Source organism: Mesorhizobium sp. RCAM 06353, from assembly GCF_059683585.1.
Genome location: NZ_CM185031.1, coordinates 6,568,998 through 6,592,431, shown reverse-complemented (window position 1 = coordinate 6,592,431; position 23,434 = coordinate 6,568,998). Strand labels below are relative to the sequence as shown.

The following is a 23,434-nucleotide window of genomic DNA, read 5'->3' as shown; positions in this document are numbered from 1 at the left end:
ATAAATTGGCATATTGCCCGGCGAGGAGCCGTTCTAGGGCGGCGGTACGGGCATCGCATCCGGAATGATGTCGACGGCCAAAGTTCGCCTTGACGTGAAGCCAATGCAGGGCCTGACCCTGTTCCTCATCGCGACTTACGGCGCAGACCAGCATATTGCCACAAACTTCTACGAGCCCTGGACTGGCAGTCGGGCTGTGTGGGGGCGGAGGTCCTACCTCATCAACAAGGGGACCTCGCTCAATGCGCCGGTCTCTTACACAGATGCCAAGGACTTCGGCCTGGCGTGAAGAGCGCGCTCGACCATGCGTCGGCTTTCGATGCTGTAAGCAAGAAAAACTCATCTAGATCAACTACGTAGCTGGATTGAAAACAATTGTGGATAGCCATCCATGGCCTATTGGTCCGGCGCGACCCGCCGGGCACTCTCACGGCATGCAGGCGGAGTATGTTGAGCTGGTCTTACTGGAGCAGTCGCTCGCCAACACAGACGGCATGTATCGGCCGTTTTCGGATCGATTGGGTGATGTTGCGGAGAAAACTGGCGGATCTGTCTTGTTCGATGTTCGCGTAGAGAACGACATTCGAATTCAGAGAATGGCGGCCATTGGGTTTGGTGTAGACGGCACCGTCGCTATCATGATGGATAAGAACGGACAGCTTATTTCTGCGCCAATAAACGCAGACAACGCCCCCCTGGTTGCCGAACTAACCGCCTGGACTTCGCTGCCGATGGCCGAGCAGGTTTGTGTTGGTTACGGCGGGGCGGCAGCGAAGTTGCTTGTGGAGCTTCGTAAATCGGGCCGACCCGGCCTAGTGAACCATGCATGATAGTGAAAAGGCCGCCTCGATGGGCGGCCAGCGTTGGGATTCGAGGTCCAAAGCGGCGACATTGTCTTTCACCAAGTTGTTGTATTCGGCGTTTTTGAAGTGCGTGGAATTCCAGGTGCCGCTGCTGATAAGAGGCGCTGCCAGGATCACGTTCGGCACGCCGCGGTGGCCGTAATCGGCAATTCCCATGTCGCAGTCCAACCACGGCGATTTCCGCGTACATGGCGGCCCCGGGTGTGGTCTGAGGCCGCCATTGGAGCAGTCATTCCCGGAGTGTAGACTATGGTGGCGATGCGCCTCATATCAGTCATTACAAAGATCATGCCGTTGTCCCATATGCGGTCGTCGCGAATGCGCAGGCCACAGGCGGAGCGAACACAACCTTCTCACAATTACAACAAAGAACCCGGCCGCTTGCTCCGTGCTTGCCGAAGAATTGGTCATGAAGTCATCCATAACTCCAGGGTATGGATCACTCCACTTTATTTGCACTGATCCTGGCGACCGCGGTCATCTAAGGTGACCCTAATAATAAGGGAACTGCCTGGATCAAGCCCGCAGAGTCGGGCCGAGCGGGCCAGCGCCGGAGCCATTGTCGACCTGACTTGATGACGTCGAATAGCCCGCCGTGAGCCGAGGTATATGTCGCCTATGGCAGCACGTGGGCTTTTCTGGATGTGAAATCCGACGGGGGGAGATGGCTACCGTGTCCAAGGCGAAGGACCAAATATGACGGATCGCGGATACGAGAGGTCTGGGGCAGCTGCAAATGTCGTGAGCCTAGTCGACGGGCTTGCCATCGCCGGCGCGCCGAAGCGGCCGTTGATCCAGCTTGACAACCTTAGCAAGCGCTATGGCAGCCATACAGTCCTCGATGGCATTGATCTCGAGGTTATGTCTGGGGAGGTCGTTGCCATTATAGGGCCGAGCGGCTCTGGCAAGAGCACGCTGCTCCGTTGCATCAACTATCTTGAACCGCCGGATGGTGGCCTTGTCACCGTCGGCGACATCACCCTCAGCGCCACGATACCAGCTTCTTCGGCCGAGCTTGCGAGGTTGCGCCGCTCCGTTGGCATGGTGTTCCAGTCGTTCAATCTCTTTCCCCATATGACGGTGCTCAGAAACATCAGCCTCGCGCAGGAGCGCGTGCTCGGGCGCAGCCGCGAGGAAGCTGAAGAGCGCTCAATGCAGCTGCTGAAACGCGTTGGACTTGGGGACAAAGCGGAGCAATATCCTGCTCGCTGCTCCGGTGGCCAGCAGCAGCGTGTCGCGATCGCCAGGTCGCTGGCGCTCGACCCTCAGGTCATGCTCTTCGATGAACCGACGTCGGCTCTCGATCCGGAACTTGGCCTCGAAGTGCTTGCGGTCATGCGCGAGCTTGCCGAGACCGGCATGACGATGATCGTCGTCACTCACGAGATGAGCTTTGCTGAAAACGTGTCCGACACGGTCATGATCATGGCCGATGGCAGGGTAGTCGAAAAAGGTCCCTCCACCGAGGTCATGCGCAATCCGCAGCACGAGCGCACGAAACGGTTCCTTCGTGCGGTTCACGACCGATGAGTGCCGCCGACCTGTTGCCGATCCTGCGCGGTTTGCCCTGGACGCTCGGCCTGACCCTTGGGGCCTTCCTCATCGGCGCGCTTCTCGGAATGCCGCTTCTCGCCGCTCGCCAGAGCCGCTCGGTACCACTGCGGGCGCTTTCAATGACAATCATCCAGATCGTGCGTGGCATCCCGCCAATCCTGTGGCTGTTTATCGTCTTCTTCGGACTTGGAACAGCCTATCTTCCGATCAGCCCATTCGGCGCGGCAGTCGCCAGCCTCGGCCTGATCTCTGCCGCCAACATGGCGGAAATCTATCGTGGAGCGCTTGCCTCAATCCATCCTGGCCAGTGGGAAGCCTCTTCCGCACTCAATCTCGGACGCTGGTCGACCCTCGTCGATATCGTCGCGCCACAGACGTTCCGCGTCGCACTCCCTTCCGCGGCGAGCTACCTTATTGGTCTGATGAAAGAAACCGCGGTCGCCTCGACCATCGGCGTCACCGAACTCACCTTTTACGGCAATCAGCAGTCACAGTTGACTTTCCGCGGTCTGGAAGTCTTCGCCGTGGTCGGTCTGATCTATGTGCTGATCAGTCTGCCGGTCGCGTGGCTTTCCCGTGTTGCTGACAGCTATCTGCAGGCGAAGGTAGCGCGCTGATGTTCCCGTCCTCCGATGAACTTGCGGCTTGGATGCCGGACCTTATTTCCGGCCTGTCGACAAGCCTGCAAGTCACGACCTTCAGCCTGTTGTTCGGCATTCCCTTTGGGCTCTTGCTTGCACTTGGCGTACTGGCCAAGAGGAGACCCGTTAAAGCTGCATCGCTATTCCTCGTGGAGGTCGGCCGCGGCGCACCGGCCCTTGTATTGCTGCAGTTCATCTACTTCGGATTGCCATCCGCCGGCCTGGCACTGGAATCCTTTGCGGCTGCTGTCATAGCGCTCACCTGGAACACCGGCGCCTATACAAGCGAGATCATCCGCGCCAGCCTGCAATCCATCCCGGACGGCCAGCGCGAGGCCGCGCTGTCGATCGGCCTCAATCGGCTCGACACGCTACGCTACATCTTGTTGCCGCAAGGCTTACGCGTCGCGCTCCCCGCGCTGCTTGGTTTCTCCATCTTGATCTTTCAGGGGACGTCGCTCTGTTTCACGATCGCTCTGCCGGAGCTCGTCAGCCGCGCCTATGAAATCGGATCGAACACGTTCCGCTACTTTCCCGTGCTGCTCACCGCCGGCGTCCTCTACGCTTTCATCTCCATCCCCGCCTCGCTAATCGTCAGCCACCTCGAAAGGCGGGCGGGTTCGTATGCTCTTCGCTAGATCTTCACAAGGAAAGGATCCTACCAGTATGGCCTACTCACTGAAGAACGCAGTCCGTCTTTTTCTTACCGGTATTACAGGTGCCCTTGCCTTCGGCCAGGCAGCCCTCGCTCAGGACTGCACTCCAAAGCACAAGTTCGCGACAGTTTCGACGGGCTCATTGACCGTTGCCGTCACCACCCTGGTTCCCCACTCCTACCTCGAAGCAAATGGCAACTTGAAGGGTATTGACGGCGACATCGCCAACGAGTTCGCCAAGCGGGAATGCCTGACCGTCAAGGCGATCGCTGTCGATCCGGCGGCCGCCATTCAATACGTCCTTTCGGGACAGGCCGACATTACTGTCGGTGATTGGTATCGCACCGCCGAGCGCGCAAAGGTCATGAACCTCTCGGGTCCTCTCTATACCGATCAGATGGGCATCTATTCGAAAGACGGCCTCACGAAGCTGGCCGATCTCAGCGAAAAGCGTGTCGGTACCGTGCAGGGCTACCTCTGGGTCAGCGACCTGAAGGCGATGCTCGGCTCCAAGCTCAAGCTCTACCCGAACTCGGTAAACTTGCAGCAGGACCTCCTGTCAGGCCGCATCGACGTTGCCTTCGATGGCTACTCGACCGGTGTCGTCGCGCAAAAGAGCGGCGCTCTGAAGGACGTCCAAGTCAAGGTCACAGCTCCGGACGAACGCGTGAAGGCGACGAAAGAGGCAGCTCAGGCGGCTTTCCCCTATGCTTCCGCCGCCAAGGATTTCGGTGCCGCGCTCGATGCTGACATCGAAGCCATGCATGCCGACGGAACGATCGTGACGATTATCAAGTCGTATGGCCTGGACGGTACGGCTGCCGACACGGGTGCGCCGCGTCTCATCCACTGAGAAATAAGTCCCCAGCCCAAATCTTCCGCCCCGCATTTGGCGGGGCGGAAAACTCGAAACAAGAAGTATTGCGGAGACAAAACGATGGCTGTCCACTCAGTCACTCGCAAGACCCAGTCGTGGTATGGTGAATCGATCGGCATCCTAATTCTTGATGCTGCCTATCCATGCGTGCCAGGCAATGTCGGCAACGCGACGACCTATCAATTTCCGGTCCGCTACCAAGAGGTGCGAGGCGCCACAAGCAAGCGGCTTATAAACCAGCGCGACCCGGCACTCTGTGAGGTTTTCGTAGAGGCTGCTCTGGAATTGCAGAACCGTGGTGTCAAGGCGATCACCGGCGCGTGTGGGTTCATGGCGTACTTCCAGAAGGAAGTGGCAGCCGCCGTCGACATCCCGGTTTTTCTCTCAAGCATCATGCAGGTTCCCTTCATGCATGCGTTCTCTGGCGGCACTGTCGGCATTATCACCGCCAATGGCGCTTGTCTGACGCCCCGTCATTTCGAGTCATGCAACGTGCCGGGCAACATCCCGATCGCCGTTGCCGGCATGGAAGCGCAGACCGAATTCCGTGAGGCGATCCTCGATGAAAAAGGCACGCTCGATTCCGCCGCGATCGAACGCGAGGTCACCGAAGTTGCCCGCAAGCTTGTGAAGGACAACCCCGATGTTCGCTCGATCCTGCTCGAATGCAGCGATCTGCCGCCCTACGCTCACGCGGTCCAGGCGGCGACCGGGCGCCCGGTCTTCGATTTCATCACCATGATCAACCACGTGCAGCAGAGCGTCACCCGCAAGGCCTATTCCGGCCATATGTGACAACAAGCAAGATCGGCGGAACACCAAACAGGAATACCATCCAGGTCTGCTGGCCACCACTATCTCCTCGGCCGTTCGGGCTTGCGGTGAGCCGCATCGCGCTTGGAACGATGACCTTGGCAATGGCGGCAGAAACGGAACGCGTCGCTTATGCGATGACGGTCGACGATCTCGTCACGCGGGCCGTAAGGCGGGTGCTGACGCGTGGGGTGAAGGTGCATCTCGAATGTCGTGTCCATGCTCAACGTGCGCCTGAGTTTGTCCGCCGTCTTAAGGACTCGACGATCCCCGTTCTCACGTCTCCGAGAAGAACCATGCCACCAGCACCGGACACCTGCGCTACGGCGATGTTTCTGACGATGTCCGGGTTTCTAGTCGGCGGAATAAGTTAGGTGGCAATTAAGGCGTCGGCGTCCTGCTCCAGAAGCCAATCACGGAACAGCTCCGCGCCGCGCTTCGGGGGACGCTGTGCCGGCATGATGATATGGATGCTTTGGCCGGACCGATAGTTCGAGCGAATTGGGCAAACAAGCCGCCCCGCCCGCATATGGTCGCGCACCAGATGCTTCCACCCAAGGGCGACCCCCTGGCCAAGCACAGCTGCCTCAATTGTGTTCAGGGCGTCAGTGAAGACAAAGCCCTGCGTTAGCCTGGTGACGGAGACATCGTTACGCTCCAACCATTCTCGCCAGCCCATACGCGAACGATGGCGCTCCTCGCAATGCAGCAGCGCGTGATTGACGAGTTCGACTGGCAGATGGATCGGCCCATGTTCCTTGAGATAAGCCGGGCTACATACCGGCCATACCTCTTCCGTTGCGAAGTGCCAGGCATGGACCCCCGGCCATTTGCCCGTCCCCAGCCGCGCCGACAGGTCAATGTCCTCCTCCATGAGGTCCTGATCGTCGCGACCGCTTTCCTCGATGCGGAGGGCGACATCTGGATATTGCGCCTTGAAGTCATTCAATCGCGGCAGCAGCCATAGCTGCACGAAAGAGGCGGAGAAAGAAACGCGCACGATATCCTTCGAATGCTTCTGCCTGAGTGCTGAGATCACCATGTGCAGGTGGTCGAACGTCTCCTGCGTTTCCTTATAGAGCCGCCGGCCTTCGGCCGTGAGTTCCAGACGTGCGTGCTCGCGCCGGAAAAGCTTCAGTCCTGTTGCATCCTCCAAGAGCCGAATCGTCTTGCTTACAGCAGGCTGACTTATGTTCAACTCTTCGGCGGCAGCCGTAAAACTCTGCCGTCGGGCGGCGGCTTCGAACACGAAAAGATAGTTGGCCGAAGGCACAAGAGACCGAAGTCGATGCATAAATCAAAGTTATGCCTCTGGACATTTTTTAGCAAGATCACAAGTGCCGCCGCCGTTTGTAAAGTGGCTGGAATTTCAAAAAAGGATCCTGTTCTCATGCAAAGTCATGCTCGAGCCGTAGTTGTCGGTGGCGGCTGCGTTGGCGCGGCCATTCTCTACGGTCTGACAAAACGCGGCTGGACGGACGTTGCGCTACTGGAACGCACGCAACTGACGGCCGGCTCCACCTGGCACGCCGCCGGCCTAATCCCGTCCTACGCTCGCAGCATCAACATCGGCCGGATGATCAAGAAGACAATCGAGATCTACGAGGATCTCGAAGCCGAGACAGGCCAGCATGTCGGCTGGCACAAATGCGGCCAGCTTCGCATTGCGAATACGCGCGACCGATTCGACGAGTACAAGAGCTACATGAGCGTTGCCGAGGTTCAAGGTATCCGCGCTGAACTCATATCGCCTGCTGAAGCGCGTGCACTCTGGCCGTTGCTTGAAAACAACAAGACCATGCTCGGCGCCCTCTATCATCCCGATGACGGCCATATCGCACCGGCCGACGTGACACAGGCCCTGGCCAAGGGCGCGCGTGATCGCGGGGCCAAGATCTACACGAACACCGAGGTCCGAAGCTTTGAGCGTATGCCAAATGGCGAGTGGAAAATAAAAACCGATCAGGGGGAGATCATCTGCGAGCACGTCATTTCCGCCACAGGCAACTATGCTCGCCAAACGGGTGCGATGCTTGGTCTCGAAATTCCGGCGATCCCGATCGTGCATCAGTATTGGATCACGGACGCTGTTCCCGAGGTCGTCGAACGCAAGCGTCAGGGATTGCCGGAAATGCCGATCCTGCGCGACGAGGGTTTTGAAGGCTATTTGCGCGAGGAAGGCGATGGGCTGATGTTCGGTCCCTATGAAAAGACCGAGCATCTGAAGCTGTTTGCCGAGAACGGTGTGCCGGAGTGGTTTGGAGCCGATCTCCTTGAGGAAGATTTCGACGCGGTCGCATGGAACTGGGAGAGGGCGATGGACCTGGTCCCGGCGCTGGGCCGTGTTGGCCTCAAGGCCAATGTGCGTGGCCCTTTTCAGATGACCGCGGACGAACTGCCGCTGGTCGGTCCTGCCTGGGGTCTCGAAAATGTCTGGATTGCCGAAGGTGTGCCGGGCGGCATCCTGTGGGGCGGAGCGATCGGCTACTATCTTTCCGAGCGCATCGTGGAGGGCGCTAACAGTCTTGACACATCCGAGATCGACCCGCGCCGCTTCGGCGACTACGCCAACAAAAACTGGACGCGCGAGAAGGTCCGTGAGGCTTGGGGTACCCATGCCGAGCTGCATTATCCGGGTCAGGATATGCCTGCCGCCCGGCCCCAGAAGACCGCGCCGTCCTATGACAGGCTCTCCGAGCGGGGTGCCGTCTGGGGCGTGCTCAACGGTTGGGAAATGCCGAGCTGGTTCGCGCCGAAAGGCGTCGAAGCCAAGGACCAGTACAGCTGGCGCTGGACTGAGAAGGGCAGGTACATCGGCGAGGAGGTTCATGCGGTCCGCAACGCCGTCGGCCTTGTGGAAATGACGCCGATGACCAAATTCGAGGTCAGCGGCCCTGGTGCCGAGGCTTGGCTGGACTGGGTTCTTGCAAATCGACTGCCGAAGACTGGTCGTGTCAATCTCAGCCATCATCTGACACCGAAAGGCGGCGTCCAGGCAGAGTACGTAGTTGCCCGCCTTGAGGCAGGAACCTTCTATCTCATCTCTACGCCGCGGGCGGAGCGCTGGAATTTCGACGACCTTTCGAAACTGCTGCCGAAAGACGGCAGCGTCCATCTCCGCAACGTCACCAATGACCGGGGCTGCTTTACCATCGTTGGCCCGAAGGCGCGCGACGTGCTGCAACCATTGACGGAGATCGATCTTTCGAACGACGCGTTCCCATGGTTCGGCGTGAAATCGGGCACGGTTGGGCTCGCCAGCGACGTCCGGATGCTCCGTGTCAACTACGAAGGTGAACTCGGTTGGGAACTCTACCATCCGCTCTGCTACCAGAGGCATCTGCTAGATGCGCTGCTCGCTTCCGGGGAACCACATGGCCTTCGTCTGATCGGCATGCATGCGCTGGAATCATTGCGCCTCGAAAAATCCTATCGGGCGATGTATCGCGACATGAACCCGGAGCTTTCCGCGTGGGAAAGCAACCTCGACCGTTTCATTCGACTCGACAAAGGTAATTTCATCGGTAGCGATGCCCTTGTTAAGGAGAAGGAAAGGGGGATCGCTCGCCGCTCGGTCACGCTTTCGATTGACACCAACGAAGCAAGCTCGCTGATTCACGAGGGTGTCTACCACCAGGGCAGCCTCGTCGGTCGCATCACCTCCGGCACCTACTCCTACACTCTGGGTTGCGACGTAGCGATCGCCCTTCTTCCGACCGACCTTGCCGTTCCCGGCACAGAACTCGTAGTGCCGATCCTCGGCGAGCGTCGTAGGGCGTGCGTGATCACGGAGTCGCCCTACGACCCGGAAGCCAAGCGCGCCCGTATGTGACCGTGCAGGCAATGGAAGTGTCAGCAAAATTCTCCGAAGGATAAGCAAATGAAGATCCTTGTGCCCGTGAAGCGGGTTGTGGATGCGAACGTCAAGGTTCGTGTGAAGGCTGATGGTTCGGCGGTGGAACTCGCCAACGTCAAGATGGCGATGAACCCGTTCGACGAGATCGCGGTGGAAGAGGCGATCCGGCTCAAGGAAGCCGGCAAGGCCGAAGAGATCATCGTCGTGTCGATCGGCCCGCAGCAGGCGCAGGAAACCCTGCGCACCGCGCTCGCCATGGGCGCCGACCGCGCCATCCTGGTCAAGACCGACGAGCAGACCGAGCCGCTCGGCGTCGCCAAGGTGCTGAAGGGCGTCGTCGACGCCGAACAGCCCGGCCTCGTCATCCTCGGCAAGCAGGCGATCGACGACGACTCGAACCAGACCGGCCAGATGCTGGCGGCCCTGCTCGGCTGGGCGCAAGGCACCTTCGCCTCAAAGGTCGTGCTCGACGGCGACAAGGCCAAGGTGACGCGCGAAGTCGACGGCGGCCTGCAGACGGTGGAACTGAAGATGCCGGCGATCATCACCGCCGACCTTCGCCTCAACCAGCCGCGCTACGCCTCGCTGCCCAACATCATGAAGGCCAAGAAGAAGCAGCTCGACGAAAAGAGCCCGGCCGACTACGGCGCCGACGTCAAGCCGCGCCTCAAGGTCATCAAGACCGAAGAGCCAAGCGGCCGCAAGGCGGGCGTCAAGGTCAAGAGCGTCGCCGAACTGGTCGACAAGCTGAAGAACGAAGCCGGCGTGCTCTGAGATCGGAAGGAACAGATAAAATGGCAATTCTCCTCATCGCAGAACACGACAACGCCACCCTTTCCGACCAGACCGCCAAGGCGCTTTCGGCGGCCCTGCAGATCGGCTCGGACGTGCATGTGCTGGTGGCCGGCAAGGGCGCCAAGGGTGCAGCCGACGCCGCCGCCAAGCTCAAGGGCGTCAGCAAGGTGCTGCTGGCCGAAGCCGACGAGCTCGCCGAGCGCCTCGCCGAACCGACGGCGGCGCTCGTCGTGTCGCTCGCCGGCGCTTACGACACCATCATCGCGCCCGCCACCTCGTCGGGCAAGAACGTCGCGCCGCGCGTGGCGGCCCTGCTTGATGTCGCACAGGTGTCCGAGATCATCGAAGTGGTCTCGCCGGACACCTTCAAGCGGCCGATCTATGCCGGCAACGCCATCCAGACCGTGCAGTCGACCGACGCCAAGAAGGTCATCACGGTGCGCACCGCCTCCTTCCAGGCAGCCCCCGAGGGCGGCTCGGCCGCGGTCGAGACCGTCAAGGCGGCGGCCAATCCCGGCCTCTCCACCTTCGTCGAGAACAAGCTGTCGGACACCGACCGTCCGGAACTGACCTCGGCCAAGATCATCATTTCGGGCGGCCGTGCTCTCGGCTCCTCGGAAAAGTTCCAGGAAGTCATCCTGCCGGTTGCCGACAAGCTCGGTGCGGCGGTCGGCGCTTCGCGCGCCGCTGTCGATGCCGGCTATGCGCCCAACGACTGGCAGGTCGGCCAGACCGGCAAGGTCGTCGCTCCCGATCTCTACATCGCGGTCGGCATCTCCGGCGCCATCCAGCACCTCGCCGGCATGAAGGATTCGAAGGTCATCGTCGCCATCAACAAGGACGAAGAGGCGCCGATCTTCCAGGTTGCCGACTACGGCCTCGTCGGCGATCTCTTCGTCATCCTGCCGGAGTTGCAGAAGGCGCTTTGACGCTCTCTGCGGGAGGGCGGCTTCGACTGCATCGTCGTGTGCCTGCAAGCGCAATCCACACTGTTGCAGTAGACGGCGACCCAGAGACTACAGTCGATGGTTCGCGCTGGGGTGCCACTTTCCTCGCCCGCGATGCCGGCTGCTATGGCATCGGTCTGGGCAGCTGGCTCTGCTGGCCATCCCGACGACGAGCCGAAGCCGTAAACACAGCTACGAAGGCGGCTATCTGTTCCTTGCCAAGACGCCAGACCAGACACGGACATTGATGGAAAACCACGCCGTACAGCGCGCTTGCGGCGCCGACGTGGTACTGTGGGGAGAAGGACGAGCTTCAGCATCTCAACGTGGACGACAGCGCTGTGGCTTCCCTATGGCCGGTCCGGCGAAGGCTAGTTCAACAACATCGAACTGATGTACGGGTTCAAGAACAGGGGCAGGCGCTCGGTGTCACCGCCGTGGTCGTTGCCACAGGCAGGCAAGGCGACAGCTCACCGACGTCACCTTCAAGTTCGGGGCGGCGGTATCGGCAGGCGAATGCCTCCGGCCCTGCAACAGCACCTGTCGAACGCCACCGCAGGCGTGGAACGTGTGTTGGCCGGTGCGAGGCTTGTGAGCACGACGGCGGCTCTCACGCCATCAGGACGAGACCGGCGTGATCCTTGGCCGGGCGCCTCGCGACAGCTTGTCCGATGCCTTTCCCAGCTCCTGTGATCAAAGCCGTCATGTCTCCTCGGCGTGGTCGATATCGAAGACCGTTTCGTATTCAATCTTCAACGTACGCCATCCGCCGTCAAGGCGTCGCGGCGGCACGGGCGCTCTTGGCTGGCGTGTTGATGAGCAGTCTGGTCGTCGTCAGGCCTAGTGGGCGGCGATCCGCGTCGGTTTGAAGCAAGGACAGGTCGGCATGCGCCGCGATCCAGTCGCTGTCGGCGGTCAGATCAAAGGACGGTGCAGCACCGAGCGAGAGCAGGGGCCTCGTCAGGGCGCGCGGCGGTTCGGCTGCGTGCGTCCGGGGATCGACACGAATGGAGGCGAGACCGCCCGACGTCTCCGCCAGCAGGTCCCATTGTGAGCCGGCATCGTCAAGCGCCAGTGGCCGGGCGTCGGAACCGGCGACCAGAGTGACAGGCGCAGCCGAACCAATCGCGGCAACGATGCCTTTTCCTGCCGACCAGATCCTTTGCACGGCGCTCGAGGGTGCGATCGACCCCGCCACGCCGGCCGGCCCGGCTTCGACGACATCGGCCGATGCGGCGGCCCAAGCGCGGGATTGATGTGTGAAGCTGATGATCGAGCGCTGGTTGCGAACCGTGCTGTCAACGAGGATCAGGGCTCGATCAGCGCCTTGCGCCACCAGGCCGGCCAGACCGGTTGCGGCAATCTCGATCGGCGACCAGACAGCACCTTCAAGCCGCGAGGTCATCAGCGAGACCGGAGATTCCAGATTGTCCCGCGTCAGGTTGCTCGATTTTTGCCAGGCAAGCCAGATCGAGCCATCCTTGCCGCGGGCGAGTTGCGGACTGAGGTCCGGCAACGTGTCGTTGGTCAGTACGGCGCGGGCTTTCACAGCGCCGGTGGCCCCGTCGCAAACCGCGGTGGCAATCTCATGCCCGGTGAGATCGGCACCGGTCACCACCTGGCCGGCGGCCAGCCCTTGGCGCTTGCTTTCCGTCCAAGCTGCAACCAGGTCGCCATTGCCGGCAAAGGCAACGGCCGGCACGAAGTCCGGCCGTTGCCCATCGCCGAGCGTGACGGCGCTGTCGCGCCAGGCATGCCCGTCGAAAAGCCGCAAGCGAAGCTGCCACGATGACGGGCGCTGTTTTGCCAAGTCCTCGCCGATCCAGGCATAGGCCAGCCGCCCATCCGGTCCGGCCGCCACGGCCGGTGCCGCGACAGGCGAAGGGGCGGCATCGACCAGCGCCGTCTCGGTGCGGCCCGGTGGCGCGTCGTAGGCTTTCGCGACCGTCACCAAGGCATCGCGCACCGACGCCGGCCGCTCCGGATCCGGAACACGAGGGACGGCGGCCCGGTGTCCGCGACGAGGGTAGGCTTGAGGGAGACGGTGGAAGCCCTATCATCGCGCGGAGCAAACAGCAGCGATGTGAGGTTGGCCAGCATCAACCCTGGAATACCAGGTCTTTCCAGCATCGCGGCCTGGCTGCTCTTGCCCGGACTGTCCGTATCGCGCGACTGACGCGGCAGGTCGCCCCGCAACGCTTGCCGTAAACCAGTCAGAAGCCGAGCTGCGATCGCTTGAAGCAGCGTCGTTCAATTCGCGAATATTGCGCCGTATCGCAACCGGCTCTAGGCCGCGCGGCCAAAGCGATCGATCCTAAAATCGTCGAGCGGCGTTTCGCAACGGTCGGTCGTGATGAGCTCGGCCATGGCGTCGCCCACGCCTGGACCAAGCTGGAAGCCGTGTCCGCTGAAGCCGAAGGCGTGGAACAGGCCCGGCGTCGTTGCCGAGCGCCCCATGACCGGCAGCATGTCCCTGATATAGCCCTCGCAGCCGGACCAGGTGCGGATGACCGTGACCTTTGCGATTGCCGGCAGCAGCCGTGCGACGGCGTGCAATTGCAGGGGAAGACGCATGGGATCGGCGACCGCATGGCCTGGATCGAGGTTCACCGGCGCCCTTTCGGCCGCGCCGCCGAAGACGATGTTGCCCCGCTCGACCTGACGCAGATAGGCGCCATGGTCCTTGTCGCGCGTCCAGATGCCGACCACAGGCAGGATCCGATGCGGCAGCGGCTCGGTCACGCCCATCTGCGGGCCGCGAGCGTTGAGCGGAACCTCTTCGCCGAATTGCGCGGCAATGCGCGCGCCCCAGGCTCCGGCGGTGTTGAGCAAGCAGTCGGCGGCGAATGCACCTTTCGAACTGGCGACAAGGAAACCGGAGCCCGTATAGGCGATCTTCTCGACCTCGGCTCCCTCGATGATTTGCACCCCCAGTTTGCGGGCCGCCTCGGCAAAGGCGGGTGCGATCAGCCGTGGATTGCCGCTGCCATCTTGCGGAGAGAACGACGCTCCGATCGCGTCAGGGCCGAGGCCGGGAAACCGGGAACGGATCTCACGCGGGCCGAGTTCTTCCAGCTCGAGCCCCCACGGCCGCGCGGCTTGGGCATAGGCCCGCATGTCGGCAAGGCTTCCTTCATCGAAGATCAGCCGGATATGGCCGGTGGCGCGGAACTCGACGTCGCGGCCAAGCATCTCTTCAGCCTCGCCCCACAGCCTGAGCGAGCGATGGGCCAGCGGAAGCTGGGACAGATGGCGCCCCGTGCGCCGGATGTTGCCGAAGGAGGCGACTGTCGCTCCGGTGCCGACCCGGTTGCGCTCGATCAGCGTCACGCGCGCGCCGCGCCCGGCGAGGAAATAGGCTGAAGCCGTCCCCATCAGTCCGCCGCCCAGCACGATCACATCCATAGTCGTTCCCTAGCGCAGAGCGGCTGATCCTTGGATGCGCCCATCTTGTCGGCGCCGGTTCATTGCGTCAAAGATGGGTTTGGACAACAGCCATAAGCTCAACCTATGGAGTGGCAATGCGGGCCCGTCAGCTCGAAGTGTTCATCGCCGTCATGCGCGCGGGTACGGTGACCGCCGCGGCGCGGATGCTGAACATCTCCCAGCCCGCTTTGAGCCAGATCCTGCTCCACACCGAGGACGAACTCGGCTTCACGCTGTTCGAGCGGGTCAAGGGCCGGCTGCGGCCAACCCCAGAGGCGCTCGAGATTTTCGCCGATGCCGAGAGGGTGTCGGCGGGGCTGGAGGGCTTGCGCCGCAAGACCACAGACCTGCGTCTCGGCCGGACGGGGCTGGTGCGGGTGGCGGCCTCGCCGCCGCCGGCCATGGCCATCTTGCCGCGCGCCTTCACCAGCTTCCGGGCGCAGCATCCCGATATTTTGCTGCGCTCCCACATGGCGCCGATCGCCGCGATCGTCGACATGCTGCGCGCCGGCGATGCCAGTCTCGGCGTGGCCTTGGACGACCGCCTGCCTCCCGATATCGAGGCGGAGGTGATCGGCAGCGTCGGCTTCTCATGCCTGCTGCCCACCGGGCATGCATTGGCCGGGAGAACCGAGCTGACGCTCGCCGATCTTGCCGGCGAGGACTTGATATCCTATCGCGCAAACACCCGCCCCGCCGACGAACTGGCCCACGCTGCCCGTGCGCAGGGTGTGGTGCTTTCGCCGTCGCTCGAGATCGATGTGTCCATCTCGGCAGTCGGCTTCGTCCAGGCCGGCCTGGGTGTCGCCCTGGTCGACGCGCTGCTGCCATGGCAGCAGTTTGCCGGGCTTGCCGTCCGGCCGCTCGCGAATGGGCCGGAATTTCCGATCGCGCTACTGACCTCGCGCACACGGGCCCTTTCGCGGGCCGATGAGTTGATGCGCGACCAGATCCGTGCGGCCTGTTCCGCCGTGTTGGGCGGTGACAAAGCAAGGGCATAAGCAAGACTTATATCGTTCCTCGTCATCCATCTTGGACACTGGCCATCCTGCGTGTCAGCTTTGGTTGGCAGACAGGAAGGGACGTATCATGGACGGTGCCATCGCGATGGAAGAGGCGCGCAACGAAGCCGACTGGAAGGTCGGCGTCGATATCGGTGGGACATTCATCGATTTCTGCGCGCTGGAAGCCCTTTCCGGACGCGTCGCCTCGCTGAAAGTGCTAACGACGCCCGAAGATCCGGGCGCCGAGCTTATGACGGGTCTCGCCCTTCTGGCCGAGCGCGAAGGCTTTGATCCTGCCCGTATGACGCGCTTCGTGCACGGTACGACTGTCGGCATCAACACCATCATCCAGCGCAAGGGCGCGCCGCTGGCGCTGTTCACCAATGCCGGCTTCGAGGACGTCATTGAGCTGGCGCGGCTTCGCATGCCGGACATGTATTCGCTGTTCTGCTCGCGGCCGGACCCGCTGATCTCGCGCGACATGGTGTTCGGCATTCCGGCCCGCATGCGTGCCGATGGCAGCGAATCCCGGGCGCCGGACATGGCGGCGGTGGAAAGGGCGGCGGCAGCGGCGAAAGCCAACGGGGCGCAAGGCATCATCGTGTCCTTCCTCCATGCCTGGCGCAATGCCGCTCAGGAAGCTTCGGTGAAGGCGGCGATCGCGCGTCTTGCGCCCGACCTGTTCGTCTTCTCCTCGGCCGAGGTGTGGCCGGTCATCCGCGAATATGAGCGCAGCTCGACGGCCATCCTCAACGGCTATGTCCATCCGCGCGTCTCCGGCTATCTGACGGCGCTGGAAGAGCGGCTGAAGCAGCACGGCGTGCCGGCCCGCCCCATGCTGACGAAGTCGAACGGTGGGCTGATGAACGCCGCCGAAGGCAAGCGCTCCTGCGTGAACATGCTTTTGTCGGGAACGGCCTCCGGCGTCATCGGCGCCTCGTGGCTGGCGCGGCAGGCAGGCGAAGACAAGGTTCTTACCCTCGACATTGGCGGCACCTCGGCCGACTTCGCGCTCATCATCGGCGGCGAGGCGCAGTTCGGCACCGGCGAACTGATCGGCGAATTTCCGCTCCATATCCCTTCCGTGTCGGTGAGCTCGATCGGTGTCGGCGGCGGCTCGATCGCCAGTGCCGATGCGCAGGGTGTGCTGCGGGTTGGGCCGGAATCGGCCGGTTCGACACCAGGACCGGCATGCTACGGCCGTGGCGGCGAGAGGCCGACGGTGACGGACGCCATGGTGGTATGCGGATGGCTCGGTCACAGCGAAATGGCCTATGGCCAGCTCAGCATCGATACCGGCCTGGCGCATCGCGCCGTCGGCGAGCTTGCCACCCGGCTCGACCGCCCGGTCGAGCAGACCGCGCAGGCGATCCTCGACATCGCGGTGTCGGAGATGTTCGTCGAGGTCGAGAAGCTTGCCTCGCGCGCCGGCGTGGACTTGCGCGATTTCACGCTGATGCCCTTCGGCGGCGGTGGGCCGATGCTGGGCGCCTTCCTTGCCCGCGAACTCGGGATGAAGCGCGTCATGGCGCCGCGCCGGCCCGGCGTGGTGTCGGCGCTTGGCGGACTGGTGGCGGATTTGCGCGGGGATTTCATTCGCACCATCTTCAGTCCGCTGTCGGGCGTGTCGCTTGCCGGAATTCGCGAGGCCTTCGAGGCGCTGGCGCGTGAGGGCCGCGACTGGCTTGCGGCGCAGGGGCACGATGCGGCGGCCGAGCTCAATCTCACCTGCGACATGCGCTATGTCGGGCAGAGTTATGAAATCGAGGTCGTCCTTCAGCCGGAGTGGCTGGCGGACGGCAATGTTGCGGCCATCGAGCAGGCCTTCCACCTCACTCATGAGCGGCTCTACGATTTCCACGATCCGGAAGGCGAGATCGAACTTGTGAATGTCCGGCTATCGGCCATAGGCGCAGGGCCGAAACTCTCCCTCCCTGAGATCGACGAGACCGATGCTCCGGCCATTCCGGCGCGCCGGCTCTCCGTCTACACGGGTGTGACCTTCGAGACCGTCGACCTCCACGACCGACACGCCCTCGTGCCGGGCAGCAGGTTCCACGGGCCTGCCGTGGTCGTTCAGGAAGACACCACCTTCGCCATTCCCGCGGGAGCGCAGGCAAGGGTCGACCGCCATCTCAACCTTTTGCTGACCTTCCCGGAGTGATGCCATGTTTGACCGGACAAACCTTCAGGTTCTTGCCAACCACGCCCGCGCGGCTGCCGAGAACATGGCCCACACGCTGCACCGCACCGCGCACTCCGCCTTCGTCAAGGAGACGCAGGACTTTACCGTGATGCTGATGGACCGTTCAGGCGCGACCTTCGCCGTGCCGATGGAACTCGGCGCCACCTGGTATCCGGGGCTTTCGTATCACCGCGCGATCGCGATGGTCGACGACTACCGGCCGGGAGATGTTGCCTTCACCAACGATCCCTATTCCGGCCACGTCGCCACGCACGCACCCGACACGCATCTTTGGAAGCCGGTCTTCGTCGACGACGAGATCGTCGCCTGGACCGGCGGGCATATCCACAACACCGACATGGGCGGGGCGGTGCCGGCTTCGCTCAGCCGGGCACTGACCGAAATTCATCAGGAGGGTATCCGCTTTCCTCCCATGAAGCTGGTGCGAGAGGGCGTCTTCGACGACATGATCCTGCGGATCATGAGCACCAATGTGCGCAAGCCCGACCTCAACATCGGCGACATCAAGGCGCTGGTCGGGGCGCTCAACACCGGCGAGCGCAAGATCCAGGCAATGGTGAGGAAGTTCGGTAAGGCCGGCTTCATCGAAGGCGTTGCCGCGCTTCTCGACCAGGCGGAAGCGCAGGCGCGCGACGTGCTGCGCGCCATGCCCGACGGCACATGGGAATTCTGCGACTATGCCGACGAGGATTCCGTCGAGGCCAATCCGTGCCGGCTGAAGCTGACGCTAACGATCAAGGGCGACGAGGCGGTGCTCGATTTCACCGGCTCCGATCCGCAGCTCGGCTCCTCACTCAACGTGCCTTCCGGCGGTGATCCGCGACACACCATGCTGCTGGTGGGCGTCTACTACGTGCTCTATACGCTGAACCCGAAGATCCTGCTCAACACCGGCCTGACCCGGCCGTTCACTTGCATCGCACCCACGGGTTCGGTGCTGAACCCGGTACACCCCGCCGCCGTCGGCATGCGCTCGCTCACTTGCGCCCGGCTGCGGTCGGTCATCTTCGGCGCCTTCTCGCAAGCGGTGCCGGAGCGCCTGCCAGCAGCTCCGGCCGGCAACAACTGCATCGTCAACGTCATGACCACGGACGAGCGCACGTACCGGACCGTCATCACGGCGGTGAATCCCGTGGTCGGCGGCGGCGGCGCGATGCCGCATCGCGACGGAACCAATGGATCGGGCGCGGATGCCGCCTATCTCAAGAACACGCCGATCGAGATCACCGAGACCGAGACCCCGGTCGAATTCGTGAAATACGGGCTCGCCAGGGACAGCGGCGGTGCGGGGCGTTGGCGCGGCGGCCTGGCGACCGAAATGGCCTTCCGTGTCTTTGCCCCGGATTCCAGGATCACGGCCCGCAACCGCGACCGCAGCTTCTTTCGCCCCTGGGGTGTGCTGGGCGGCAAGGCGGCCGGCCTGTCGGATATGGTCGTCAATCCGGCGACCGAGTACGAGCGGCGGCTGGGCAACATCGACACCACTGTGCTGCAGCCTGGCGACGTGCTCGAGATCCGCTCCGCCGGTGGCGGCGGGCGCGGCGATCCGCATCAACGCGAACCCTGGCGGGTCGCGCAGGATGTGCGGCGCGGCTATGTCTCGCCGGCTGCGGCCGAGGCCGACTATGGCGTCGTCATCCGCGGCGGCGAGATCGACGAGCAGGCAACGGCGCAACTGCGTGCGCAACAGGGGCCGGCCGCCGGCCATTTCCATTTCGGTCCGGAGCGCGACGGCTACGAAGCGCAGTGGACGCCGGTCGCCTATGACCTTCTCACCGCCATATTAAGGGACCTGCCGATCCATTGGCGGTTCTTCACCAAGACGGAGATATTCCGCCGCATGCAGGGGCGCTCGGGACCGGAGGGCGTTCAGGCGGCCTTCGATGCGGTCTGCGAACGCTTCCCCGAGCTGCCTCGTCCTGGCGCGGTGCGGGAGGCGGCGGAATGATCAGCGCCGGCCGCATTGTCCGGCTGGCCGAGTTCGACCGGGCGCAGCTGCATTTCTTTCTCGACGGGCAGATGTGCAGTGCATTGGCGGGCGATACCGTGCTGACCGCCATGCTGGCTTCGGGGCACGCGCTGCGAAAATCCGAGTTCGGACCCGAGTGGCGCGCCGGCTTCTGCCTGATGGGAGCCTGCCAGGATTGCTGGATATGGCAGGACGAGGGACCGCGCATCCGGGCGTGCTCAACCCCGATCACCGAGGGCATGCGGTTGCGCGCAACGGAGCCGGAGAGCTGGCCGTGAGCGAGACCTTGCCGCGGATCGTGATCGTCGGCGCTGGCCCAGCCGGCATAAGGGCGGCGGCCATGCTGGCCGAAGCCGGGCTCCACCCGGTAGTGATCGACGAAGGGCAACACGCCGGCGGCCAAATCTATCGCCGCCCGCCTGCCGGGTTCGTCCGCACGCCCGAGCAGCTCTACGGGTCGGAGGCGGCGAAAGCGGGCTCATTGCATACGCTCTTCGACCGGCTGGCCGAAGAGGGGCGACTTACCCATTACGCGGCAAGCTCGGTCGTCGCCGTTCATGAAGGTCGGCTGCATGTGCTGGGGGAGCGCGGCGTGCAGCCAGTCAGCTATGACCGCCTGATCCTTGCCACCGGCGCATCCGACCGTGTCGCTCCGGTCCCGGGCTGGCAGAGCGCCGGCGTCTACAGCCTTGGCGCGGCGCAGATCGCGCTCAAGGCGCAGGGCGTGGCGCTGGGGCAGCGGATCGTCCTGATCGGATCGGGGCCTTTGCTGACGCTGGTCGGAGCCCAACTCGTCAAGGCTGGAGCGGATGTGGCGGCGGTGCTCGATACCTCTTCCCGGCGCCAGCAGATGCGGGGGCTCCGGGATCTTGCCGCCCGGCCGTTGGTCGCGCTGCGCGGCCTGGCCCTGCGGGCGAGGCTCGGCGGCCGCTACCATGCGGGCGCGATGCTCGAAGCGATCGAGGCCGACGGGAAGGGTGTCACAGCGATGCGCTGGCGCGACGCCGGCGGAAGGCAGCAGCTCACCCCATGCGACACGATCGGTATGGGCTGGCATTTGCGGGCAGAGACGCATCTGGCCGACCTGGCGGGATGCGCCTTCATTTATGACGAGCAGTGGCGGCAATGGCTGCCGAAGACCGACCGTATGGGTCGTGCCGGCAACGGGGTCTATCTTGCCGGCGATGGAGTTCGTCTTCTGGGAGCGGACGGCGCGGAGATCGCGGGGCGTCTTGCCGCGACGGCGTGCCTTGCCGATCTCGGATTGCCGACGCCTTCCCTCGGTGCCGATCTGCGCAAGCTCGCGCGGCTCGAACGCTTTGCCCGCGGTCTGGCTCACGCCTTTCCCTGGCCGGCGGCGATGGCACGGGCGCTCCCCGACGACGCGGTCGTCTGCCGCTGCGAGAATGTGACCGCCGGAGCCGTACGTCAGGGTGTGGATGTCGGCGGCGGCGAGGCCAACAGGGTGAAGTCGCTGTCGCGCGCCGGCATGGGCCGCTGCCAAGGGCGTTATTGTCTATTGGCCGCCGTCGAACTCATCGCGGTGCAGACCGGCTGCTCGCCTGGCGCTGTCGGCCGGTTCCGCGGCCAGGCGCCCGTCCGCCCGGCGCCTATCAGTGCTTTTCTCGGGCAAGATTGATGGCGTTCCGGAGACCATGTCTGGATGTCGGAATGCATCGCGTCTTAGAAGTCGGCGACCTTCCCCCAGACTGAAGCGTCGAAGCGCCTGGGATCGTAGGATTTCGGATCGACGATCGGTTGCGACCCGGTCATCAGATCGGCGATGAGATGCCCGGCACCGGGTCCGATGCCGAAGCCATGCCCCGAGAACCCGGCAGCCAGGAAGAAACCTGGAACGGTATTGATCTCGCCGATGGCAGGCACGCCGTCCGGCGTGCTGTCGATGTAGCCGGCCCAGGTCGCGCTGATCCTGGTCTGGCGCAGTGCCGGCAGCAGCTCGAGCGCCCGGGCGTGGGCCAGGCGGATGGTTGCCTGGTCCGGAACCGGATCGAGGATGCGCATCCGCTCCATCGGTGTCGGCTGGTCGAGCCGCCAGTGTCGCAGCGTTTCGTGGCCCGAGCGCATACCCTGCAGGCCGCCGGGCGCGAGGCTGCGCCACCGCTTCAGAAACATCGGCAGGAACTGCGAAGAGAAGCGCAACTGCTGCGACGTCACGTCCACACGGCCGCGTCCACTTATGGCGAGCGTATAACCGCCATCGCCGCGACGCGTGACCGAGATCCCTTTCGTGTGCAGCGCATCCGGCAGACCTTCCGCGCCTGGCGAGACGGACAGAATGGAGGAGCGGATCGACGCCTGCGGAAAACGGAAACCGAACTGCCGGCAAAAGGAGGAGGCCCAGGCGCCGCCGGCCAGCACCGCCACCTTGGTGCGGATCGTTCCGCTTTCGGTGACCACACCGCTCAGGCGCCCGCCCTCGGTCTCGATGCCGCGCGCAGCGCAATTCTGGTGTACGGAGCCGCCAAGCTTGAGGATGGCGCGGGCGACGGCGGGTGCTGCCCGCGACGGATCGGCGGTGCCATCGGTCGGCGAGAAGACGCCGCCCTTCCACGTTCGGCCCGTCGCGTGGCCCCGCTCGCTGGCCTCGGCGCTGTCGAGCATATGGGTGGTGACGCCGGCCGTTCTGGCGAAATCACGCCAGCGCGCCCAGCCGGCCAGTTCCACCTCGTCATTGCTGAGATAGAGCAGGCCACAGCGGCGAAAGCCGGTGTCTTCGCCAGTCTCTGCCGCAAAGCTGCCCCACAGGTCGATGCTTTTTGTTGCCATCGGCAACTCGCGCGCGTCGCGGTTCTGCTGGCGGCACCAGCCCCAGTTCCTCGAGGACTGCTCGGCGCCGACGCGTCCCTTTTCGACAAGCGCGACCTTCAGGTCGCGCCGTGCCATGTAATAGGCCGCGAAGATGCCGACGATACCGCCGCCAATCACCACCGCGTCTGCGGTCTGTGGCAGTTCGCCGGATGTCTCGATTTTCTGTAGGGGTGCGCGCATGGTCTCTCTGCCTTGACGCGCCAATTTAACGCGTTGCGCAGGCAGCCGCTGCCGCAGTTGCGGCCGTAGCAGAATTTTATTCCGGTAGCCCGGTCAAAATCGGGAGCCGCTGCGTTTCAAAGCGCTGTCCGCTTGGATGGACAGGCCAACGGGCTGTGGTAGTGTCAATGTCTATGAGCAAGGCAGCATTTTGTGCTGCGGCGTGTTCTGCGGAGACGACCGTGAAACTGGATCGGATCGATATCAAGATTCTGTACGAGTTGCAGAAGAACGGCCGCATCACCAATGTGGAACTGGCTGATCTGGTGCACCTGTCGCCAAGCCCGTGCCTGATGCGGGTCAAGAGACTGCAATCGGAGGGCTACATCGAGGGCTATTCCGCGCAGATCAATATCGGCAAGCTCGGCCAGACGCTGACCGTGTTCACCGAAATCACGTTGAAGAACCATCGCCAGGTGGACTTCGCCCGCTTTCTCGCCGTGGTTGAGAAGATCGACCAGGTCATCGAATGCCACCTCGTGTCGGGCGGCTACGACTATCTGATGAAATTCGTGACCGCCGGCATCGCCGAGTACCAGACGATCATGGAACGGCTGACCGACATGGATATCGGCATCGACAAGTATTTCAGCTTCGTCGTGCTGAAGTCCCCGATCGTCAAGGCGCATATGCCGCTGCCCAGCCTCTTTCCAAGGTGAGGCTCTGCCGTTTTCAATCTTTGTTTTGATGCATGTCGTTGCCCCAGAACCGCTTCACATTTCTGGGCGACATGCATTAGTTTCGACGCAATTCCGGACGGAAAACCGTTCACACTTTTC

21 protein-coding genes are annotated in these 23,434 nt (G+C 63.1%); 16 read left to right on the top strand and 5 right to left on the bottom strand.

From position 1 onward, the window contains the following. Nucleotides 1-103 precede the first annotated feature (103 nt). Both AC56QX_RS31875 and AC56QX_RS31870 read left to right on the top strand, forming a co-directional pair. The gene (locus AC56QX_RS31875) at nucleotides 104-289 is read left to right on the top strand and encodes a hypothetical protein (protein ID WP_497112516.1); all 186 of its coding nucleotides are present in this window, start codon (nucleotides 104-106) and stop codon (nucleotides 287-289) included. 145 nt (nucleotides 290-434) lie between these two features. Continuing rightward, a complete protein-coding gene (locus AC56QX_RS31870; protein WP_497112515.1) occupies nucleotides 435-830 on the top strand; it encodes a hypothetical protein in 396 nt (131 codons plus the stop codon). Here AC56QX_RS31870 and AC56QX_RS31865 read toward each other — a convergent pair. Beyond that, nucleotides 813-1,019: a hypothetical protein gene (locus tag AC56QX_RS31865; protein WP_497112514.1), complete on the bottom strand. Its 207-nt coding sequence runs from the start codon at nucleotides 1,017-1,019 to the stop codon at nucleotides 813-815. The genes AC56QX_RS31870 and AC56QX_RS31865 overlap by 18 nt on opposite strands. Before the next feature lie 585 nt (nucleotides 1,020-1,604). On the opposite strand from AC56QX_RS31865, the gene AC56QX_RS31860 reads away from it, so the two are divergent. Genes AC56QX_RS31860 through AC56QX_RS31840 form a run of 5 tightly spaced genes read left to right on the top strand, consistent with a single transcriptional unit; the run spans nucleotide 1,605 to nucleotide 5,386 of the window. Next, nucleotides 1,605-2,393, top strand: a complete 789-nt coding sequence (locus tag AC56QX_RS31860) for an amino acid ABC transporter ATP-binding protein (protein WP_497112513.1) — start codon at nucleotides 1,605-1,607, stop codon at nucleotides 2,391-2,393. Next, nucleotides 2,390-3,034: an amino acid ABC transporter permease gene (locus AC56QX_RS31855; protein ID WP_497112512.1), complete on the top strand. Its 645-nt coding sequence runs from the start codon at nucleotides 2,390-2,392 to the stop codon at nucleotides 3,032-3,034. Before AC56QX_RS31860 ends, AC56QX_RS31855 begins: the two co-directional genes overlap by 4 nt. Beyond that, a complete protein-coding gene (locus AC56QX_RS31850; RefSeq protein WP_497112511.1) occupies nucleotides 3,034-3,696 on the top strand; it encodes an amino acid ABC transporter permease in 663 nt (220 codons plus the stop codon). The genes AC56QX_RS31855 and AC56QX_RS31850 overlap by 1 nt, the downstream gene beginning before the upstream one ends. A 28-nt stretch (nucleotides 3,697-3,724) precedes the next feature. Then, the gene (locus tag AC56QX_RS31845; RefSeq protein WP_497112510.1) at nucleotides 3,725-4,567 is read left to right on the top strand and encodes an ABC transporter substrate-binding protein; all 843 of its coding nucleotides are present in this window, start codon (nucleotides 3,725-3,727) and stop codon (nucleotides 4,565-4,567) included. Between the two features lie 36 nt (nucleotides 4,568-4,603). Next, the gene (locus AC56QX_RS31840; RefSeq protein ID WP_497112509.1) at nucleotides 4,604-5,386 is read left to right on the top strand and encodes an aspartate/glutamate racemase family protein; all 783 of its coding nucleotides are present in this window, start codon (nucleotides 4,604-4,606) and stop codon (nucleotides 5,384-5,386) included. A 388-nt stretch (nucleotides 5,387-5,774) separates the two neighbouring features. On the opposite strand, the gene AC56QX_RS31835 is transcribed toward AC56QX_RS31840, so the two are convergent. Continuing rightward, the gene (locus tag AC56QX_RS31835; RefSeq protein ID WP_497112508.1) at nucleotides 5,775-6,653 is read right to left on the bottom strand and encodes a LysR substrate-binding domain-containing protein; all 879 of its coding nucleotides are present in this window, start codon (nucleotides 6,651-6,653) and stop codon (nucleotides 5,775-5,777) included. 141 nt (nucleotides 6,654-6,794) lie between these two features. Here AC56QX_RS31835 and AC56QX_RS31830 point away from each other — a divergent pair, with 141 nt between their 5' ends. The 3 genes from AC56QX_RS31830 to AC56QX_RS31820 are packed head-to-tail and all read left to right on the top strand — an operon-like array spanning nucleotide 6,795 to nucleotide 10,984. Beyond that, a complete protein-coding gene (locus AC56QX_RS31830) occupies nucleotides 6,795-9,236 on the top strand; it encodes a GcvT family protein (protein ID WP_497117998.1) in 2,442 nt (813 codons plus the stop codon). A 48-nt stretch (nucleotides 9,237-9,284) separates the two neighbouring features. Further along, nucleotides 9,285-10,034 (top strand): electron transfer flavoprotein subunit beta/FixA family protein, encoded by a 750-nt coding sequence (locus AC56QX_RS31825; protein WP_258589156.1) that lies wholly within the window; start codon nucleotides 9,285-9,287, stop codon nucleotides 10,032-10,034. A 20-nt stretch (nucleotides 10,035-10,054) separates the two neighbouring features. Next, complete coding sequence (locus AC56QX_RS31820) at nucleotides 10,055-10,984, top strand: electron transfer flavoprotein subunit alpha/FixB family protein (RefSeq protein WP_497112507.1); 930 nt, start codon at nucleotides 10,055-10,057, stop codon at nucleotides 10,982-10,984. A 790-nt stretch (nucleotides 10,985-11,774) separates the two neighbouring features. Here AC56QX_RS31820 and AC56QX_RS31815 read toward each other — a convergent pair. Both AC56QX_RS31815 and AC56QX_RS31810 read right to left on the bottom strand, forming a co-directional pair. Then, complete coding sequence (locus AC56QX_RS31815; protein ID WP_497112506.1) at nucleotides 11,775-12,968, bottom strand: hypothetical protein; 1,194 nt, start codon at nucleotides 12,966-12,968, stop codon at nucleotides 11,775-11,777. A 320-nt stretch (nucleotides 12,969-13,288) separates the two neighbouring features. Beyond that, entirely contained in the window at nucleotides 13,289-14,407 is a 1,119-nt protein-coding gene (locus AC56QX_RS31810; protein ID WP_497112505.1) for an NAD(P)/FAD-dependent oxidoreductase, read from the bottom strand. Nucleotides 14,408-14,523: 116 nt separating this feature from the next. On the opposite strand from AC56QX_RS31810, the gene AC56QX_RS31805 reads away from it, so the two are divergent. The 5 genes from AC56QX_RS31805 (at nucleotide 14,524) to AC56QX_RS31785 (ending at nucleotide 21,246) form a co-directional block, all read left to right on the top strand. Then, nucleotides 14,524-15,429 (top strand): LysR family transcriptional regulator, encoded by a 906-nt coding sequence (locus AC56QX_RS31805; protein ID WP_497112504.1) that lies wholly within the window; start codon nucleotides 14,524-14,526, stop codon nucleotides 15,427-15,429. 88 nt (nucleotides 15,430-15,517) lie between these two features. Continuing rightward, complete coding sequence (locus AC56QX_RS31800) at nucleotides 15,518-17,596, top strand: hydantoinase/oxoprolinase family protein (RefSeq protein ID WP_497112503.1); 2,079 nt, start codon at nucleotides 15,518-15,520, stop codon at nucleotides 17,594-17,596. 4 nt (nucleotides 17,597-17,600) lie between these two features. Then, nucleotides 17,601-19,586 (top strand): hydantoinase B/oxoprolinase family protein, encoded by a 1,986-nt coding sequence (locus tag AC56QX_RS31795; protein ID WP_497112502.1) that lies wholly within the window; start codon nucleotides 17,601-17,603, stop codon nucleotides 19,584-19,586. Next, a complete protein-coding gene (locus tag AC56QX_RS31790) occupies nucleotides 19,583-19,885 on the top strand; it encodes a (2Fe-2S)-binding protein (RefSeq protein WP_497112500.1) in 303 nt (100 codons plus the stop codon). Before AC56QX_RS31795 ends, AC56QX_RS31790 begins: the two co-directional genes overlap by 4 nt. Beyond that, nucleotides 19,882-21,246, top strand: coding sequence for an FAD/NAD(P)-dependent oxidoreductase (locus tag AC56QX_RS31785; protein ID WP_497112499.1), 1,365 nt, complete (start codon nucleotides 19,882-19,884; stop codon nucleotides 21,244-21,246). Before AC56QX_RS31790 ends, AC56QX_RS31785 begins: the two co-directional genes overlap by 4 nt. Nucleotides 21,247-21,290: 44 nt before the next feature. On the opposite strand, the gene AC56QX_RS31780 is transcribed toward AC56QX_RS31785, so the two are convergent. After that, nucleotides 21,291-22,616 (bottom strand): NAD(P)/FAD-dependent oxidoreductase, encoded by a 1,326-nt coding sequence (locus tag AC56QX_RS31780; RefSeq protein ID WP_497112498.1) that lies wholly within the window; start codon nucleotides 22,614-22,616, stop codon nucleotides 21,291-21,293. A gap of 221 nt (nucleotides 22,617-22,837) precedes the next feature. Here AC56QX_RS31780 and AC56QX_RS31775 point away from each other — a divergent pair, with 221 nt between their 5' ends. Next, entirely contained in the window at nucleotides 22,838-23,314 is a 477-nt protein-coding gene (locus AC56QX_RS31775) for an Lrp/AsnC family transcriptional regulator (protein WP_127327820.1), read from the top strand. Nucleotides 23,315-23,434: the final 120 nt, after the last annotated feature.